Below are 18,082 nucleotides of genomic sequence, written 5' to 3' on the forward strand. Positions count from 1 at the left end.
CCCGCATGTCCCCGGGGAAGTCCGCGTCCGGCTCCGGTGCTGAACCACCTCCTCGCCGCCACCTCTTCTGGATGGGTGCCGGTGTGGTGGCCGCCCTGCTCGGGCTGCAGGGCCTCGCTGCCAGTGCACCGATCCGCAGCGATGTGCTGATGCTGCTCACGCCTGAAGGGCTGCTGGCAGGGGTGGGTGACGGCCTGCGCCGCGGCTACGCGCTGGCCATGGAAGAGGCACGCGTCTGCGGGGTGAAGCCGCCCACGCTCCAACTCGGCTGGCTGCCGCCGGAGCAGGACCCCCGCGCGGCGCTCATGGTGCGGCCGCTGCCCGGCTTGCTGATCGCGCCGCCGGCGGTGTCCCTCGTGTCGTATGGGTTGCTGGCGCAGGAGCTGGGCCTCACCGTGCTGCTGCCGCTGCAGCGGGGCAGCTCCCTCAACGGCCTGCCCAGCCTTGCCGGCGCCGACCGGCTCTGGCCGGTGCTGCCGGCGCGCAGCCTGGAGGCCGATCGCCTTGCCAAAGGGCTGATCGAGGAGAAACGCTCACGCGTGATGGTGATCCACGACGGCAGCAGTGAGCAGATCGCCCTGGCCAATCGCTTCGTGGCCTCGCTCAGCGGCGACGGCGGCCGGGTGGTGGGCTATCAGGAGGGAAGCCAGGAGATCGCCGATCCCGATGCCCGCACCATCACCCGCCTGATGGACGACGTGGACTACTACCGCCCCGAGGCCCTGGTGGTGATGACAGCACCGACCAGCCCGCTGGCCAAGGCGGTGCGAGAAGCGCGCTGGCCTGCCGATCTCACCCTGGTGTGGCCGTTTCCGGCCACGGAACCGCTGGCCAACGCCCAGCTGGGCGTGGATCCACTCAGCCGCGGGCCCGGCTGGAACCGCTTCGCCGCCAACTTTCAGCGCCGTTACAACTATGTGCCCAGCCTGGTGGAAGCCACCGGGTACGACACCGGCCAGGTGGCGGCCGTGACCGCCCGCCGCCCAGGTGACACCGCCCCGTGGGACATGGCCTGGCTCGACCCCAAGGCACTACCCCGGACCCTCTGCGCTGCGATCGAAAGCCGGCGGCAGGGCGGGCGCACGGCGCTCAAGGGCGCCGCCAGCCAACTGGATCTGGGCGCGGGCAGCGCTCCAAGTGCCGAACTGCGACTGACTCCCCTGCCTGCAGCTGGGAACGCCCCCCCTTCCTAGTCTCAAAGGATGAGCGGAGATCGGGATGGGTCAGGCACCTGCGATGGCCAGCCCCGATCTCCTGGTGGTGCCGCTCGCGTCCGTCGGCCTTGATGCCATCGCCCAGGTGGGAGGCAAGAACGCCTCCCTGGGAGAGATGATCCGCCAGCTGGGGCCCCGAGGGGTGGCGGTGCCCGGCGGCTTTGCCACCACGGCGGCGGCCTACCGCCTGCTGCTCGCCCACAACGGACTGGAGGCCCGGCTTGCCGACCTGTTCGATGGCCTCGATGCCACCGATCTGGCGGCCCTGCAGGCGAGTGGCGCCGCCGCGCGGCAACTCGTGCTGAACGCCAGCCTGCCGCCGCCGCTGGAGGAAGCGATCCGTCAGCACTACAAGCAGCTGAATGAGGACAGTGTCGGTGATCGTGACAGCAGCGCCAGCGGCGCGCGCAGCACCGTCACGGGCGGCACTGGCGGTACCGACAGCTCGGTGCCGGTTCCAGTTTCGGTGGCCGTGCGCTCAAGTGCCACCGCTGAAGATCTGCCGGAAGCCAGCTTCGCCGGGCAGCAGGAGAGTTTTCTGAATGTGCAGGGCATCGACGCCCTGCTGGCGGCCTGCCGCCGTTGCTACGCCTCGCTGTTCACGGATCGGGCCATCTCCTACCGGCAGATCAACGGCTTCGCTCACGACGCGGTGGCTCTGTCGATCGGCGTGCAGACGATGGTGCGCTCCGATCTGGCGGCCTCAGGGGTGATGTTCACCATTGATACCGAGAGTGGCTTCCGTGAGGCGGTGCTGCTCACCGCCGCCTATGGCCTGGGTGAGAACGTGGTGCAGGGGGCAGTGAACCCCGATGAATACCTGATCTTCAAGCCGACCCTGCTGCAGGGGCACGCGCCGATCCTGAGCAGACGGCTCGGCAGCAAGAAGCTGCGCATGGTGTACGCCGAGACGGACACCTGCAACGTGCCGGTGCCGGCGGAAGAGCGTGAACGCTTTGCTATCGACGACGCTGATGTGCTCACCCTGGCCCGCTGGGCCTGCGTGATCGAGGCGCACTACAGCGCCCTGCACGGTGTTCCCACCGCGATGGACATCGAGTGGGCCAAGGATGGCCTCAACGGGAGGTTGTTCATCCTGCAGGCCCGGCCGGAAACGGTGCAGTCGCGGCGTTCGAGCACCCTGCTGCGACGCTGGCAACTGGATCCCCATCAGGCCGAACTGATCGTGGAGGGGCGGGCGATCGGAGCCTCGGTGAGCAGCGGTGTGGCCCGGGTGCTGGCCAGCGCCGATGCCATCAACCGCTTCGAGCAGGGGGATCTGCTGGTGACAGAGCGCACCGACCCCGACTGGGAGCCGATCCTGCGCAAAGCCAGCGGTGTGATCACCAATCAGGGCGGCCGCACCTGCCATGCGGCGATCATTGCCCGCGAGATGGGGATCACCGCGATCGTGGGCTGTGGCACGGCCACCAGCCGCATCGCCGATGGCGATCTGATCACCGCCAGCTGCTGCGAAGGGGATGCGGGCCGGGTCTATCGCGGCGCGTTGCCCTTTCATGTGGAGGAACAGGAACTCTCCGAGCTGCCTCCTACCCGCACCCGCCTCCTGGTGAATGTGGGCAATCCGGAGCAGGCGTTCCAGCAGGCGGCTCTGCCTGTGGACGGGGTGGGATTGGCCCGGCTGGAGTTCATCATCGCCAACCACATTCAGGTGCATCCGATGGCGCTGTTGAAGCCGGAGCTGGTGGCCGATGCCGGTGAACGCGAGGCGATCGCGCAGCGCACCAAGGGGTATGCCCACCCCGCCGATTACTACGTGGACCTGCTCACCCAGGGCATGGCGCGCATCGCCGCCGCCTTCCATCCACGACCGGTGATCCTGCGGTTTTCGGATTTCAAGAGCAACGAATATGCCCGTCTGCTCGGGGGAAGCGGCTTCGAGCCCCACGAGGAGAACCCGATGCTGGGCTGGCGGGGCGCTTCCCGCTACACCGCCAAAGCATTCCGGGAGGCGTTCGGTCTGGAATGCCAGGCGCTCAAGGCGGTGCGGGAGGCGATGGGGCTCACGAACGTGATCCCGATGGTGCCGTTCTGCCGCACACCGGAGGAAGGCGAGCGGGTGCTTGCCGAGATGGCCCGTCATGGGCTGGTGCGGGGCCGCCACGGCCTGCAGGTGTATGTGATGTGCGAACTGCCCAGCAACGTGATCGGCGCCGAAGCCTTCGCCGAGCACTTCGATGGCTTCTCGATCGGCTCCAACGACCTCACCCAGCTCACCCTTGGGCTGGACCGGGATTCCGCGCTGGTGGCGGATCTGTTCGATGAGCGGCACGCGATCGTCAAGGAGATGATCCGCCTGGCGATCCGCACGGCTCACCGCTGTGGCAGCCGCATCGGCATCTGTGGCCAGGCTCCCAGCGACTACCCCGACTTCGCCCGCTTCCTGGTGGAGGAGGGAATCGATTCGATCAGCCTCAACCCCGATGCGGTGATCACCACACGCCTGCAGGTGGCAGCGATCGAGCAGGAGCTTGGCAAGGGCGCCTGAACGCGCGGGAAGGAGTTCCAGCCAGGACAGCCGGGTTCAGAGCAATCAGAGCAGTTCAGAACAGCTGAGCTCAGAAAAGCTCGACGGCCTCGCGTTCCAGCAAGCCCGGCTGGCCGTCGGCCAGCCAGGGGGCGGACTTTGGCTCCGGCGGCGGCAGTGTGGCCGCAGCGCCGTTGTGGGCAGGCGTTTCGCGCAGCACCGCCACCCGCCGGGACGACTCGCCGCAACTGCGGGGCGTGGGAAAGATCTTGCCGGGATTGGCCCGCCCCAGCGGGTCGAAGGCGCGACGCACCAGCTGCATGGTCTCGAGGTCGTCGTGGGAGAACATCCAATCGAGATAGCAGCGCTTGTCGGCGCCCACGCCGTGCTCCCCGGTGATGCTGCCGCCCGCCTCAATGCAGAGCCGCAGGATCTCGGCGCCGAGGGCCTGCACCTTCTCCTGCACGCCGGGCTCGCCTGCGGTGTAAAGGATCAGCGGGTGAAGGTTACCGTCGCCGGCGTGGAACACATTGGCCACGGGCAGGCCGTAGTGGCGGCTCAACTGCTCGATCGCCGCCAGCACCGAAGGCAGGGCACTGCGCGGCACCACCCCGTCCTGCACGTAATACGTGGGGGTGATGCGCCCCACCGCCGCGAATGCCGATTTGCGGCCCTTCCACAGCTGGGCCCGGTCGGCTTCCTGCTCCGCCTGGCGGATGGAGCGGGCCCCGGCCTCACGGCATAGGTCGCTGGCCAGAGCCACCGCGGCCGCCACTTCCCGCGCCTGGCCGTCGAGCTCGATCAGCAGCACCGCCGCTGCATCGCGCGGATACTCCTCCACCCCGAAGAGGTCGTCGACGGCGTTGATCGTGAAGTTGTCCATGATCTCCATCCCCGCCGGCAGAACCCCGGCGGCCGTGACCCGGCGCACCGCTTCACCGGCTGCCTCCATCGTGACGAAATCAGCCAGCAGCACCTGCACGTTGGGGGTCTGGGGCAACAGGCGCAGGGTGATCGCCGTGGCGATGCCCAGGGTGCCTTCGCTGCCGATGAACACACCGCGCAGATCCAGACCGGGCAGCTCTGCCAGCGCCCCCCCCAGCCGGGTGAGCGTGCCGTCGGGGAGCACCACTTCAAGCTCCAGCACGTGGTTGCTGGTGACGCCGTACTTGAGGCAATGGACGCCACCGGCGTTCTCGGCCACATTGCCGCCGATGCTGCACACCACCTGGCTGGACGGGTCGGGGGCGTAGTAGAAGCCGTCGCCCGCCACCGCGCGGGTGACCCAGCTGTTGATCACACCGGGCTGCACGGTGATGCGCTGGTTGTCGAGGTCGATCGCCAGCACCGAACGCATGCGGCTGGTGACCACCAGCAGAGCCTCCTGCTCCGCCACGGCGCCGCCTGACAGCCCCGTGCCGCTGCCACGGGCAACGAACGGCACCCCCAGGGCATGGCAGCAGCGCAGGATCGCCGCCACTTGCTCGGTGGTTTCCGGCAACACCGCCAGCGGCGGCTCATGGCGATGCAGGGTGAGACCGTCGCTGTCGTAGGTGAGCAGTTCCTGGCGCCGGGCCACCACAGCACGCGCCGGGAGCAGACGGCGCAGCTGACGTTCGATGGTGGACCAGGGCAGGCTCACGGGGTTTCGGCCTGGTGACGGCCTGGAGGTGGGGACGCTGGGCGGGCAGAGCGGCCGGCAGGCCAGCAGTGATGGGCCTGTGACACCAGGCTCATGGCCCTCGGCCAACAAGACCTTACCGAGCAGAGGCGGCAACCACCGCACTGACACATCTTGAGTCAGGATGGAGATCGGCCGAGCGGCATTGCGCTGTCGCGCCGTTCTCAACCGTCTGCGGATCGCGCCTTGACCTCGGCCCCTGTGTCAGTTCCTGCCCTGAACACCAGCCGTTCCCAGGAACTCTTCGCCGCTGCCCAGAAGCTCATGCCCGGAGGGGTGAGCTCTCCGGTGCGGGCCTTTCGTTCCGTCGGCGGCCAACCGATCGTCTTCGATCGGGTCCAGGGGGCCTACGCCTGGGACGTGGACGGCAACCGCTACATCGATTACATCGGCTCCTGGGGGCCGGCGATCTGCGGCCATGCCCACCCCAAGGTGATCGGTGCGCTGCGCAACGCCCTGGGCAAAGGCACCAGCTTCGGCGCCCCCTGTGCCCTGGAGAACCAGCTGGCCCAGATGGTGGTCGATGCCGTGCCTTCTGTGGAGATGGTGCGGTTCGTGAACTCCGGCACCGAAGCCTGCATGTCGGTGCTGCGGCTGATGCGGGCCTTCACCGGCCGCGAGAAGCTGATCAAGTTCGAGGGCTGCTACCACGGCCACGCCGACATGTTCCTGGTGAAGGCGGGCTCGGGCGTGGCCACGCTCGGCCTGCCCGATTCCCCCGGCGTACCGCGCAGCACCACCGCCAACACGCTCACCGCCCCCTACAACGACCTGGAAGCGGTCAAGCGGCTCTTCGCTGAGAACCCCGGTGAAATCGCCGGGGTGATCCTCGAGCCGGTGGTGGGCAATGCCGGCTTCCTGCCCCCCGAACCGGGCTTCCTGGAGGGTCTGCGCGAGATCACCACCGAAAACGGGGCCCTGCTCACCTTCGATGAAGTGATGACCGGCTTCCGCATCAGTTATGGCGGTGCCCAGGCCCGTTTCGGCATCACCCCCGATCTCACCACGATGGGCAAGGTGATCGGTGGCGGTCTGCCTGTGGGCGCCTACGGCGGCCGCGCCGACATCATGGCCATGGTGGCGCCGGCCGGGCCGATGTATCAAGCGGGCACGTTGAGCGGCAACCCGCTGGCGATGACCGCCGGCATCCACACCCTCGAACTGCTGCGCCAGCCAGGCACCTACGAGAAACTTGAGGCCACCACCTCGCGGCTGATCGCCGGCATCCTGGCGGCCGGCAGGGATGCGGGCCTGCCGATCTGCGGCGGCAGCATCAGCGCCATGTTCGGCTTTTTCCTCTGCGACGGGCCGGTGCGCAACTTCGAAGACGCCAAAGCCGCCGACACCGTGCGCTTCGGCAAGCTGCACCGCGCCATGCTTGAGCGTGGCGTCTACCTGGCGCCGAGCGCCTTTGAAGCCGGCTTCACCTCGCTGGCCCACAGCGAGGAGGACATCGACGCCACGCTCGAAGCCTTCCGGGCCGCCTTCGCTGCCATCGCCTGATCGGCATGCATAGGCACCTTTACCCCGCCCGCCGCCTCCTGCTGGCGATGATCGGGCTCGCCTTTGGGGTGGCTGGCTGTGAGGCCACCACCTCCGACAAGCCTCTCGATGTCAACAAGGGGGTGCCGGTGGGGGCGGTGCTGGCTCTCACCAGCAACGCGAACGTCTACGGGCAGGACCAACAGCTGGGCCTCAAGCTCGCCGAACGCTGGTTCAAGGGAAAGGGTGTGCCGATCCAGCTCACGATCGAGGATGGAGGTGGTGATGAGCAGGCAGCCAGCCAGGCCTTCAATCTCCTGATCGATGCCGGTGTGGTGGCCCTGATCGGTCCCACCCTCTCCCAGCAAGCCTTTGCCGCCGCCCCGATCGCCCAGCGCCGCGGGGTGCCTGTCGTCGCGCCTTCCAACACCGCCAAGGGCATTCCGCAGATCGGCAGCTTCATCAGCCGCGTTTCAGCCTCCAGCGCTGTGATCGCTCCGTTGGCGATCGAAGCCGCCTTGAAGAAGGATCCAACGATCCGGCGCACAGCGGTGTTCTTCGCTCAGGACGACGCCTACAGCACCTCTGAAGCCGAGATCTTCCAGAACGCCCTGGTGGCAAAGGGGCTGAAACCGGTCACCGTGCAACGCACCCAGTTGAACGACCAGGATTTTCAGAACCAGATCACTGCGGCGCTGCGGTTGAAGCCTGATCTGATTGTGATCTCGGCCCAGGCCGTCGATGGCGGCAACCTGATCCGCCAGCTGCGAGAGCTCGGCTACAAAGGCCGCATCGTGGTGGGCAACGGCATGAACACCCCGAACATCTATCCGATCTGCCAGATCTATTGCGACGGGATCCTGATCGCACAGGCGTACAGCCCGGAGCTGGACACAGCCACCAACGCGGCCTTCGTGAAGCTCTTCAAGGAGGCCTCTGGTGGCGCCATCCCCCCCCAGTTCACTGCCCAGGCTTTCACCGCGTATCAGGTCGTGGCCGAAGCGCTCACACGGCTGAACCGCCGTTCGCCCATCAACGGCCGGCCGCTGACGGAGGTGCGCCAGGAGCTGATGAAGGAACTGCTGGCCGGTCGCTACGACACACCCTTGGGTGAGATCGGCTTCACCCCAGAGGGCGAAGTGGTTCAGAAGCGCTTCTACGTTGCAGAAGTGCAGATGGTTACGGGCGGGCAAAGCGGGCGCTTCGCCTTGCTCGATTGAGCGACACCGTGGATCACCTGCTGCAGGTGCTGCTCAATGGCCTGGCCAGTGGGGCCGTCTATGCCCTCTTTGCCCTCGGGTACACGCTGGTCTTCTCGGTGCTCGGGGTGATCAACTTCGCGCAAGGGGCCCTGTTCACGCTCGGGGCCTATTTCACGTATCTGCTGATCGGCGGCAGCGTGGGCTCCAATGGCCTGCTCGCAGGCGTCCAGCTGCCCTTTGCCCTGCCCTTCTGGCTGGCCCTGCTGCTTGCCGGTGTCGGCGCCGCCGGCATGGGCGTGCTGGTGGAAGCCACCGCTTTTGCACCCTTGCGCCAGCGGCGGGCCGAGCCGCTGCTCTACCTCATCTCCAGCCTGGGCGCTGGGGTCGTGATCGTGAATGTGGTGCAGTTGCTGATGGGCGCCGAAAGCTATTCGATCCCCGCCGCCACCCTGGCAGAGCTACCGGCCACCATCCGGATCGGAGCAGCCCAGGTGCGCTCCGTGCAACTGCTGCTGATGGCGGTGGCTGCCATCGTGCTCGTCACGCTGACGCTCTGGCTGGAAGGCAGTCGCATGGGCAAGGCTCTGCAGGCCGTCTCGGAAGATCCAGACACCGCCCGACTGCTGGGCATCAATGCCGGGGCCATGATCCAGCTCGCCTTTGCACTGAGCGGCTTTCTCGCCGGCGTGGCCGGTGGGCTGGTGGGGCTGAGCGTGAGCATCTCCGGGCCGTACTTCGGGATCGGCTTCGGCATCAAGGCCCTCGGGGTTCTGGTGCTTGGCGGCCTGGGCAGTGTGCCCGGAGCGATGCTGGGGGGCCTGGTGGTTGGCCTGGCCGAGGCACTCGTGCCTGCCGACTTTTCCGGCTACAAAGACGGGGTTGCCTATGCCTTCCTGTTCGCGGTGCTGCTGCTTCGGCCCCAGGGGTTGCTGGGCAAAACCCTGATCAGCAAGGTGTGAGCGACCTCTCCCTGCTGGTGCAGATGGGGCTGGGCGCTCTGCTCGCCCTTTCGGTCTACCTGCCACTGCGTGCGGGTCAACTGTCACTCGCCACCCCGGGCTTCTATGCCATCGGCGGCTATGTGGCCGCACTGCTTTCCACGCGCTGGCCAGCGCTGGCCGGCAACGGAGCGCTCTATCCCTTGCCCTCGCTGCTGCTGGAAATGGTCCTGGCGACAGGGTTGGCCACAGGGCTGGCGCTGCTGATCGGCCGGCCGGTGCTCCAGCTGCGGGGCATCTATCTGGCGATCGCCACGATCGCCCTCGTGGAGATTCTGCGGGTGGTGAACCTCAACGCCGGCTGGAGTGGTGGTGCGGTGGGCATCTTCGCGATCCCACAACCGTTCAACGGCCCGCAGGGCTATCTGATCTGCACGGCCCTTCTCCTGGCGTTCTGCTGCTGGCTGTGCGCCCGGCTGGAGCAGATGCGCCTGGGACGGGCGATGGCCGCCATGCGGGAGGACGAACTGGCCGCCCGCTGCATGGGAGTGCCCACGGCTCAGGTGGCCTTGAGCGCCTTTGTGCTGAGCGCCGCGATCGCGGCGCTCACCGGGGTGGTGGCCGCCCATTTCCTCAACACCTGGAACGCCCGCCAAGGCAGCTTCGATGCCAGCATCACCACCCTCGCTTTCGTGGTGTTCGGGGGTTCACGCACCTGGCTCGGGCCGGTGCTGGGTGGCCTCTTTCTCACCGCACTGCCGGAACTGCTTCGGCCGGTGGGGGATCTGCGCCTGATCGTGTTCGGTCTGGTGATCCTGGTGGGCCCGATCCTGGCGCCGCAGGGCCTGATCACACCGGAACGGTTGGCGGCCCTGGTTCACGCCCTGCCACTGCCAACGGCCAGAAAAAGCACCTCGGCATGATCGCCACACCATTGCTGGAACTGGAGGCGGTCACCAGGAGTTTTGGCGGGCTGATCGCCGTGAACCGCGTGTCGCTGCAGGTGGAAGCCGGGTCGATCACCGGGCTGATCGGACCGAACGGAGCTGGCAAGACCACTCTGTTCAACCTGATCTCCGGGCTCACGCCCCCCGATGCGGGCCGCATCCTCTGGCACGGTGCCGCCATCGATGGCTTGCCGCCGGAACGGGTGAACCGGCTGGGCATCGCCCGCACCTTTCAGAACCTGCGCCTGTTCGGACCGCTCAGCTGCCTCGACAACGTGCTGGTGGGACTGCACAGCGCCGACAGAGCACCTCTGCTCGGCGCCCTGCTGAACCGGTCTGCTTTCCGGCGCCAGCAGGGCCAGCTGCGTCAGCGAGCCCATGAGCTGCTGGAACTGCTGGAGCTCGATCACCTGGCGCACCAGCCGGCCGACAGCCTCGCCTATGGGCTGCGGCGCCGGCTGGAGATGGCCCGTGCACTGGCCACCGGCCCCAGGTTGCTGCTGCTCGATGAGCCGGCTGCCGGCATGAATCCGGCCGAAAAAGCCACACTCGCCGATCTGATTCGGCGGCTGCGCCAGCACTTCGATCTCACCGTGCTCGTGATCGAGCACCACGTCCCCTTGATGATGCGCCTGTGCGACCGCCTTGCCGTGCTCAACTTCGGGCAGCGGATCGCTGAAGGGACTCCCGCCGAGGTACGCAACGATCCGCTGGTGATCGAGGCCTACCTGGGGAGCACGACATGAACGGGGTTCCGCCAGGCGGACCCACGCCGCTGCTGGCCCTGCGGGGGCTCACGGTCCGCTACGGGGCGATCCAGGCCCTCGGCGATGTGAACCTCGAACTCCACAGCGGCGAGCTGGTGACGCTGCTCGGTGCCAACGGCGCCGGCAAAAGCACCACGCTGCGCGCCATCTCGGGGTTGGTGGATGCTGCCGCGGGATCGGTGGAATGGAAGGGGCGCTCTCTCGCCTCGTTGTCCACCGAAGCCACCGTGCGCCTTGGCATCGGCCATTGCCCGGAAGGCCGCCGGGTGCTGGCGCGCCAGAGCGTGGCCACCAATCTGGAACTGGGGGCCTTCCTGCGGCGTGATGCCAAGGCGATCCAAGCCGACCTCGACTGGTGCTACAGCCTGTTTCCGCGGCTTGCTGATCGGCGCCGCCAGCCGGCCGGCAGCCTCTCGGGGGGCGAGCAACAGATGCTGGCGATCGCCCGTTCCCTGATGGGACGGCCGGAACTGCTGATGCTGGATGAGCCAAGCCTTGGACTCGCCCCCAGGCTGGTGGAGGAACTGATGGCGGTGCTCCACACGTTGCACAGCCAGGGCCTCACGATCCTTCTGGTCGAGCAGAACGCCCAGGCGGCCTTGGCGATCGCCGACCGTGGCGTGGTGCTCGAAGCTGGGACAGTGCAATTGCGCGGCTCTGCCGCTGCCTTGCTCGCCGACGACGAACTGCGCGCCAGCTATCTGGGCGCTTGAGGGCACGTCAGCACGCGGCCCTGCTCTGTTCTTCGCACCAACATCCTGGGCGCCTATCCACGCCGATGCGCCCTGAATAGGCTGCGACCGTCCGGCCTGCAACCGCCATGCCACGCGAGCGCTTCTTTCTGGAGTTGGAGCCGCCGGCTGAAGCTCTGCGCGGGCGACCCCATGTGGTGATCGTGGGAGGGGGTTTTGCTGGGCTATCGGCGTGCAAAGCCCTGGCCGGCGCCGATGTTCGCGTGACGCTGATCGACAAGCGCAACTACAACCTGTTCCAACCGCTGCTGTATCAGGTGTCCACCGGGCTGGTGGCTCCGGGGGATGTGACCGTGCCGCTGCGGCTGCTGGTGGGGCGGCAGCGCAACGTGCAGGTGCTGATGGGGGAGGTGAAGGAAATCGATGCCGAGGCGAAGGAGCTGGTGTTCAACGAGCGCCGCTTCAGCTACGACCACCTGATCCTGGCGGCAGGTTCCGGCAGCTCCTACTTCGGCCACGACGAATGGCAGGCGATCGCCCCGCCGATGAAGCAGCTGGAAGACGCCCTGGAGATCCGCGAGCGGCTGCTGCTGGCGATGGAGGAGGCGGAGCAGACGCCCGAGGCGGAGAAGCGGCGCCTGCTGCAGTCGGTGGTGGTGGTGGGAGGCGGACCCACCGGCTGTGAGCTGGCGGGGTCGGTGTCGGAGCTGCTGCGCCACGCCCTGGCCAGGGATTTCCGCCAGCTCGATCCCGAAGACACCCGCATCCTGTTGGTGGATCCCGGCGATCGCCTGCTGCGGGGCATGCATCCCGATCTGGGCGCCGGCGCCAGGCGCTTCCTGGAATCCATCGGCGTGGAGGTGCTGCTGGGGGGCCGGGTGAAGGCGATCGAGCCGGGGCGGGTCACGATCAGCACCGCCGCTGGCGAGCAGGTGCGGGAGGCGGCCACGGTGTGCTGGACGGCGGGGGTGAAGGCGTCCCCACTGGGTGCCCGGCTGGCTGAGGCCACCGGCGTGCCCCTCGACCGGGGCGGCCGGGTGCCGGTGGAGGCGGATTTCTCCGTGCCCGGCCATCCCGAGATCCGGGTGGTGGGTGACCTCTGCGCCTATGCCCCCAGCCCGGGCGCCAGCCCGCTGCCGGGGCTGGCCAGCGTGGCGGTGCAGATGGGCAGCTGGGTGGCCCGTGATCTGCGGGCCGGCCTGGAAGGCCGCCCGCAGGCGCCGTTCCGCTTCGTGGATTTCGGCTCGATGGCGATCCTGGGGCGCCTGCACGCCGAAGCCGACCTGCGCGGCTGGCGCGTGGACGGTCCGCTGGGCTGGCTGATCTGGGGCGTGGCCCACCTGGGCTTCATGCCCGCCAACGAGAACCGGGTGAGCCTGCTGGTCAAATGGCTGTGGGCGATCGCCACCCGGCAGCGCGGCTCCCTGCTGATCATGGGAGAACCGCGTTTTGAGGAGGGTGTGCCGGAGGGCTCTGCCGCTACAGACCCGGGCTGCTCTGCATGATGCCGCCATCGGCAAAGATCGTGGTGGCGGTGATGTAGCTGGCGTCGTCGCTGGCGAGGAAAGCCACCACCTTGGCCACCTCTTCCGGCTGGGCCATGCGGCCCAGCGGGATGGCGGCATCCAGCTTGGCCATCAGCTCCGGATCCTTCATCGTGGCGTCGTTGATCGGAGTGGCCACGGCCCCCGGGCCCACATTCACCAGGGTGATGTCGTGGGGAGCCAGCTCGAGGGCAGCTGTGCGGGTGAGCATGCGCACGCCGCCCTTGGCGAGGCAGTAGGGCGTGTTGTTGGGCATGGGCCAGTCTTCGTGAACCGAGGAGATGTTGATGATGCGGCCGCCGCCGCCCTGGGCAATCATCTGCTTGGCGGCGTACTGGGTGGCGAAGAAAACGCCACGCAGGTTCACATCCAGCACCTTGTCGTAGTCGTCGGGGGTGGTGGTGAGAATGGAGGTGCGCGTTTCGATACCGGCGTTGTTCACCATCACATCAATGCGCCCGTATTTCGCCACTGCAGCATCCACCAGGCGCTGAAGATCATCCAGCTTGGATACATCAGCCTGCACACCGAAGCTGCTGCCGCCGAACGCGCCGATCTCCCGCTCGATCTCTTCGGTGGCCTCAGGATGGGAGCGGTAGTCGATCACCACCTTGGCGCCGCGGTGCGCCAGGGCTTCCACAATCGCTTTGCCGATGCCGCTGTTGCCGCCGGTCACGATCGCCACCTTGCCTTCAAGCAGCTTGGCCAGGGTGCGGATGGCGTCTGGATTGGTGGTGCTGGTCACGGAATCCATGGGTGACAGGGGCAGCTTTGAAGGTAAGCATGGGCCCAACGGGAAGGGTTGAACGCCGTGGCGAATGTGATTCCATCCACACCCCCGCAGGAGGCCTCCGGCTCAATGCGTTCACTGCTGCTGGGCGCCGCCCTGCTGGTGCTGGCCTTTCTGGCGAACACCGCCCAGAGCGCCTTCGGCAAAGCGCTCGGCAGTGGCATGGGGCCCGTGCCGTTCACCTGGCTCACCTTCGTGATCGCGCTGGCACTGATCCTGCCCTGGGTGCTGTGGCGCGGTGGCCGTGATCTGCGCACGTCCGTGCCACTGCTGCACCTGCTGCGCAGTTGCACCGGGCTGGCGGGGTTCTTTCTGTTCATTACCGCCGCGCGACTGGTGAATCTGGTCAACGCCAATGTGCTGCTGAACACCACGCCGTTGTTCATCCCGCTGCTGGGTCTGCTGGTGCTCGGCCAGCAGGTGCCCAGAGCTCTGTGGGGCTGCCTCGCCATCGGCTTTGCCGGCATGGTGATCGTGGTGCAGCCCAACGCCTCCCTGCTCACCCGCCCCGGCGATCTGCTGGGCCTGGCTGCCGGCCTGCTCTGCGCCGTGGAGTTCCTGGCCGTGAAGCGGCTCGACCGCACCGAGGCGCCGCTCACCCAGATGATCTATTTCCTGCTCATCGGCAGCGTCGGCTCCACCCTGGCGATCCTTGGTCCGCTGCGGCCGGAGGGACAGGCCGGTGCACTGCTCAGCGGGCTGGACACCAGCCAATGGCTCACGGTGCTGGCCTCCGGCGTGTGCCTGGCCTGCTTTCAGTTTCTCTTGATCAAGGCTTACACCTATGCCGAACCCGGCGCGATCGGCGCCTTTCAGTATTCGTCGGTGGTGTTCGCCGGCCTGATCGGCTGGATCTGGTTCGCCGAGACGCCCACCCTGGCGGTGTGGGTCGGCACCGCGCTGATCACCCTCGGCGGCGTGCTGAGCATCGTGCTGCAACGCCCGGGGAGCACCGCACAGCCTGCTGGCCCCATGGGCAGCACCGGCAGCACCGGCACATGACGCCCCCCCTGGTCAGCTCTGGCCCCCACATCGAAGCGGTGGCGATCACCTGTGCCAGTGCCGAGCGCAGCGCCGCCTTCTTCTGCGCGTCGCTTGGCTTCATCCGGCTGGCTGAGGAGCGGGTGGAGGGCGGGCCCCAGGCCGCTCTGTTCGGGCTGCCGCAGGGACGGCTGCAACGGGTGCAGCTGGGGCTGGGCGAGGAGCGGCTGGATCTGATCGAAGTGCTCGATCCTGGCCCGGGGCAGCGCCCGGGGCGGCCGCTGCCACCTGACTCACGCAGCTGCGATCTCTGGTTTCAACACCTCTGCCTCGTCACGGCGGATCTGGCGGCGAGCCACGCCCGGCTGCAGCCCCTGCTGGCCGCTGGCGCAATCACGGCGGTATCAGCGGCGCCGCAGCGGCTGCCCGAGTGGAACACCGCCGCCGCCGGCATCTGGGCCTTCAAGTTCCGTGATCCTGATGGCCACAACCTGGAGCTGCTGCAGTTTCCCGACGGCAAGGGGGATCCCCGCTGGCATCGCCCGCGGCCGGCCGGTGCCTCTGAGCTGCTCGGCATCGATCACAGCGCCATCGCCATCGCCGACACCGCCCGCAGCCGTGCCTTCTACAGCGAGCTGCTCGGCCTGACGGCACTGCCCAGCGGCGAAAACAGCGGGCTGGAGCAGGACCGGCTCGATGGGCTGAGCGAGACGCGGGTGCAGATCACGCCCCTGCGCTGCGCGGCAGGCATGGGCATCGAAACCCTTGGCTATCTGCCCCCCAACCAGGGGCGCCCGCGACTGGCGGATCAGGCGCCGCAGGACCTGGCCCACTGGCAGATCCACCTGGCGGCCAGCGGCCTCGATCGCATCGCCGCCAGCGCGGCGGCATTCGGGGCCGAGCTGCTGCCGCCCGGCCTGGTGGCGCTGGAAGCGGGGGCCGTCGGGAGCAGACGGGCGCTGCGGCTGGCCGATCCCGATGGCCACGAGCTGCTGGTGCTGGAAACCGCTGGCGTCAGCGCTCCCTGAAGCCCGGCAGCCGCTCGGGACGCCTTGGTTACCTTGAGGCACCGACGCACGTGAGCTGCCGTGGCCGTGGACATCGTGGAGATCCTGGTGCCCATCGGCCCCTCTCCCCTCAGTGAAGCGGTGCTGACACTGCTGCGGGTGTTCACCGGCATCGCCTTCATCCGCCACGGCTGGCCGAAGCTGCGCAACCTCACCACCTGGGCAACCGCGCTGAAAACACCACGCTGGCTCTGCTTTCTGTCGGCATTCTCAATGTGGGCGGGCGGTATCGCCCTGATCCCCGGTCTGCTCACGCCGCTGGCCGCCCTGGCGATTCTGGTGTCGATGGGGTATGCCATGGTGCTGGAGGTTCTAGCGGGCACCCCCTTCATCGCCCCCGATCCCTATCAGATTCCGCCGGGAGATTATGCCGGCCCCATGGGCGTGGGGGAACCACCCAGCTGGGAAAAGGCCGCCATGTATGTGGTGATGTGCCTGGTGCTGATCGGAGCCGGAGGTGGCGCCCTTTCCCTCGACGGACTCCTGATTCGCGACGCCCTGATGCTCAACTTCGGCTGACACCATTCGGCGCTGCTGAGAGGATGCAACTGTGCTGAGGGCATTCAACTCGGTTGACAGCGTTCAACCAAGAAGATTCCCCCTGGTGCCTCTCCCCGGCTGGATCATCCCTGCAGCCGGGCGATGAGATGATCGCCCACCCGCAGGGCGTTAGCGATGGCGGTGAGCGAGGGATTCACCGCACCGATGCTGGGGAAGAAGCTGGTGTCCACCACGTAGAGGTTATCGAGCTCGTGGGCTTTGCAATCAAGATCCAGCACCGAGGTGGTGGGATCGGTGCCGAAGCGGCAGGTGCCAGCCTGGTGGCCCACGGCGGCAATCGCCATGCTGGATTTCACGTAGATCTGCCGCTCCACCAGGTGATTCTTCAGATAGAGAGAATCCAGCAAGCCGCGAAGATTATGCTCAAGCTTGGCGCTGGCCGTCTGATTGTTGGGGGTGTAGGAGAGGGTGATCGCCCCCTCCTTGTTCACGGTGATGCGGTTCTCAGGGTCGGGGAGATCCTCGCTGCTCAGCCAGAAATCCAGTGCATGTTCCGCGATCTGGTCCATGCTCCAGCCGGGCATCAGGAAGGTTTCCAGTGGGGCATAGCCCTTCATGATCGTGCCGCTGGTCTTGCCGGTCATCTGGATGTTGCCCATCGGGTAGGGAAACGCCTCAGAGCCCAGATACCAGTCATTGATCGACACCGTTTTCTGAAACACGGTGGTGTTGGGTTCATGGGCCAGGGCCACGAGGGCCTTGCTGTTGTGGAACATGTAGTTGCGCCCCACCTGCCCCGAGCCATTGGCCAGGCCGGCCGGGTGGCGGTCGTTGGCAGACATCAGCAGCAGCCGGGCGCTGTTGGCGGCGCCGCAACTCACCACCACTACATCGGCGGAAAAGCGCATCGGCTCGCCATCGCGCAGAAGTTCCACCGCCGTGACCCGCCCACCACTGGCATCGGTGAGCAGCCGCTGCACATGGGCGCGGGTGAGCAGCGACACGTTCGCATCGGCCAAGGCCGGCCGAATGCCCACCACGTCCGCATCGCCCTTGGCATGCACCAGGCACGGAAAGCCATCACAGCGGTTGCACTTGCGGCAACGGCTGAAGGGCAGGTTGGCCTCATCGAGCATCACCCCGCTGGGGGCGTGGAAGGGGCGCAGGCCGGCGGCACGCAGATCGTCGACCAGCTTCTGCATGCGCGGCTCATGGGCAATCGGCGGGTGGGGATAGGGGGCAGTGCGGCGGGGTTCGGTGGGATCTTCCCCCTGCTGGGCATGCACGTGGAACAGTTCTTCGGCGCGCTGGTAATAGGGCTCGAAGACGTCGTAAGGGAGGGGCCAGGCCGGTGAGATGCCGTCGTGGTGAATCAGCTCGCCGAAATCGGCCTCGCGCAGGCGGAAGTGGGCGGCCCCGTACATCTTGGTGGCGCCTCCCACCATGTAGTGGCTGCCGGGCTGAAAGGCCTTGCCGTGCTTGTCGTGCCAGGTGTCCGCAGACACATAGCGCCCCTGCTGAAACACCGCTTCGGCGCTCCAGTTCTGCGGTTCCTGGGGGAGCCAGTCGCCGCGTTCCAGCACCAGCACCTTGAGGCCGCTGCCAGCCAGGTGCCGCGCCAGGGTGCCGCCGCCGGCCCCACTGCCGATGATCAACACATCCACGTGGCTGCCATCCGGTGGATTCAGCTGCCCGGCACCAGGCAACGGGGCGAGGGTGATCGACGGGTCGATGATCCGGGCCGTTGGGGTGGCAGGCATGGCGGAAGGGTGGCGGCGGAACAGAGGG

General features: G+C 67.4%; 15 protein-coding genes. 12 read left to right on the forward strand and 3 right to left on the reverse strand.

The annotated features are described in order from the left end of the window. The first annotated feature begins 5 nt into the window (after positions 1-5). Entirely contained in the window at positions 6-1,193 is a 1,188-nt protein-coding gene (locus CJZ80_RS10630; RefSeq protein ID WP_094513050.1) for an ABC transporter substrate-binding protein, read from the forward strand. Between the two features lie 25 nt (positions 1,194-1,218). Next, positions 1,219-3,723, forward strand: a complete 2,505-nt coding sequence (gene ppsA / locus CJZ80_RS10635) for a phosphoenolpyruvate synthase (protein WP_233133003.1) — start codon at positions 1,219-1,221, stop codon at positions 3,721-3,723. A 70-nt stretch (positions 3,724-3,793) separates the two neighbouring features. Here ppsA and CJZ80_RS10640 read toward each other — a convergent pair whose 3' ends face one another. Further along, positions 3,794-5,344: an FAD-linked oxidase C-terminal domain-containing protein gene (locus CJZ80_RS10640; protein WP_094512967.1), complete on the reverse strand. Its 1,551-nt coding sequence runs from the start codon at positions 5,342-5,344 to the stop codon at positions 3,794-3,796. Between the two features lie 240 nt (positions 5,345-5,584). Between CJZ80_RS10640 and hemL the strand changes: the two genes are divergently transcribed. From hemL to CJZ80_RS10675, 7 genes are all read left to right on the forward strand, one after another. After that, positions 5,585-6,886 carry a glutamate-1-semialdehyde 2,1-aminomutase gene (hemL, locus tag CJZ80_RS10645; RefSeq protein ID WP_094513051.1) on the forward strand — a complete coding sequence of 434 codons (1,302 nt, stop codon included), beginning with the start codon at positions 5,585-5,587 and terminating at the stop codon, positions 6,884-6,886. A 5-nt stretch (positions 6,887-6,891) separates the two neighbouring features. Then, a complete protein-coding gene (locus CJZ80_RS10650; protein ID WP_094512968.1) occupies positions 6,892-8,085 on the forward strand; it encodes an ABC transporter substrate-binding protein in 1,194 nt (397 codons plus the stop codon). Between the two features lie 8 nt (positions 8,086-8,093). Then, entirely contained in the window at positions 8,094-9,026 is a 933-nt protein-coding gene (locus tag CJZ80_RS10655; RefSeq protein ID WP_094513052.1) for a branched-chain amino acid ABC transporter permease, read from the forward strand. Continuing rightward, entirely contained in the window at positions 9,023-9,928 is a 906-nt protein-coding gene (locus CJZ80_RS10660; protein WP_233133005.1) for a branched-chain amino acid ABC transporter permease, read from the forward strand. Before CJZ80_RS10655 ends, CJZ80_RS10660 begins: the two co-directional genes overlap by 4 nt. Continuing rightward, positions 9,925-10,698, forward strand: coding sequence for an ABC transporter ATP-binding protein (locus tag CJZ80_RS10665; protein WP_094512969.1), 774 nt, complete (start codon positions 9,925-9,927; stop codon positions 10,696-10,698). Before CJZ80_RS10660 ends, CJZ80_RS10665 begins: the two co-directional genes overlap by 4 nt. Then, positions 10,695-11,432 (forward strand): ABC transporter ATP-binding protein, encoded by a 738-nt coding sequence (locus tag CJZ80_RS10670; protein ID WP_094512970.1) that lies wholly within the window; start codon positions 10,695-10,697, stop codon positions 11,430-11,432. Before CJZ80_RS10665 ends, CJZ80_RS10670 begins: the two co-directional genes overlap by 4 nt. 107 nt (positions 11,433-11,539) lie before the next feature. Then, complete coding sequence (locus CJZ80_RS10675; protein ID WP_094512971.1) at positions 11,540-12,916, forward strand: NAD(P)/FAD-dependent oxidoreductase; 1,377 nt, start codon at positions 11,540-11,542, stop codon at positions 12,914-12,916. On the opposite strand, the gene CJZ80_RS10680 is transcribed toward CJZ80_RS10675, so the two are convergent. Then, positions 12,891-13,700, reverse strand: a complete 810-nt coding sequence (locus tag CJZ80_RS10680) for an SDR family NAD(P)-dependent oxidoreductase (RefSeq protein ID WP_233133006.1) — start codon at positions 13,698-13,700, stop codon at positions 12,891-12,893. The genes CJZ80_RS10675 and CJZ80_RS10680 overlap by 26 nt on opposite strands. A gap of 66 nt (positions 13,701-13,766) precedes the next feature. Between CJZ80_RS10680 and CJZ80_RS10685 the strand changes: the two genes are divergently transcribed. The 3 genes from CJZ80_RS10685 (at position 13,767) to CJZ80_RS10695 (ending at position 16,312) form a co-directional block, all read left to right on the forward strand. Beyond that, entirely contained in the window at positions 13,767-14,747 is a 981-nt protein-coding gene (locus tag CJZ80_RS10685) for a DMT family transporter (protein WP_144037011.1), read from the forward strand. Then, entirely contained in the window at positions 14,744-15,754 is a 1,011-nt protein-coding gene (locus tag CJZ80_RS10690) for a VOC family protein (RefSeq protein ID WP_094512974.1), read from the forward strand. Before CJZ80_RS10685 ends, CJZ80_RS10690 begins: the two co-directional genes overlap by 4 nt. Positions 15,755-15,820: 66 nt before the next feature. Beyond that, a complete protein-coding gene (locus tag CJZ80_RS10695) occupies positions 15,821-16,312 on the forward strand; it encodes a DoxX family protein (protein ID WP_369803040.1) in 492 nt (163 codons plus the stop codon). A gap of 104 nt (positions 16,313-16,416) precedes the next feature. Here the strand turns inward: CJZ80_RS10695 and CJZ80_RS10700 are convergent, their stop codons facing one another. Continuing rightward, the gene (locus tag CJZ80_RS10700) at positions 16,417-18,054 is read right to left on the reverse strand and encodes a GMC family oxidoreductase (protein WP_094512976.1); all 1,638 of its coding nucleotides are present in this window, start codon (positions 18,052-18,054) and stop codon (positions 16,417-16,419) included. Positions 18,055-18,082 lie beyond the last annotated feature (28 nt).

It is taken from the genome of Synechococcus sp. MW101C3 (genome assembly GCF_002252635.1).
In the GTDB taxonomy this organism is placed as follows: Bacteria; Cyanobacteriota; Cyanobacteriia; order PCC-6307; family Cyanobiaceae; genus MW101C3.

Excerpts from the sequence above, each read along its gene's own strand:
- CJZ80_RS10630 (WP_094513050.1), top strand. The coding sequence starts at position 6 with ATGTCCCCGGGGAAGTCCGCGTCCGGCTCCGGTGCTGAACCACCTCCT.
- ppsA (WP_233133003.1), top strand. The coding sequence starts at position 1,219 with ATGGGTCAGGCACCTGCGATGGCCAGCCCCGATCTCCTGGTGGTGCCG.
- CJZ80_RS10650 (WP_094512968.1), top strand. The coding sequence starts at position 6,892 with ATGCATAGGCACCTTTACCCCGCCCGCCGCCTCCTGCTGGCGATGATC.
- CJZ80_RS10665 (WP_094512969.1), top strand. The coding sequence starts at position 9,925 with ATGATCGCCACACCATTGCTGGAACTGGAGGCGGTCACCAGGAGTTTT.
- CJZ80_RS10670 (WP_094512970.1), top strand. The coding sequence starts at position 10,695 with ATGAACGGGGTTCCGCCAGGCGGACCCACGCCGCTGCTGGCCCTGCGG.
- CJZ80_RS10675 (WP_094512971.1), top strand. The coding sequence starts at position 11,540 with ATGCCACGCGAGCGCTTCTTTCTGGAGTTGGAGCCGCCGGCTGAAGCT.
- CJZ80_RS10690 (WP_094512974.1), top strand. The coding sequence starts at position 14,744 with ATGACGCCCCCCCTGGTCAGCTCTGGCCCCCACATCGAAGCGGTGGCG.
- CJZ80_RS10700 (WP_094512976.1), bottom strand. The coding sequence starts at position 18,054 with ATGCCTGCCACCCCAACGGCCCGGATCATCGACCCGTCGATCACCCTC.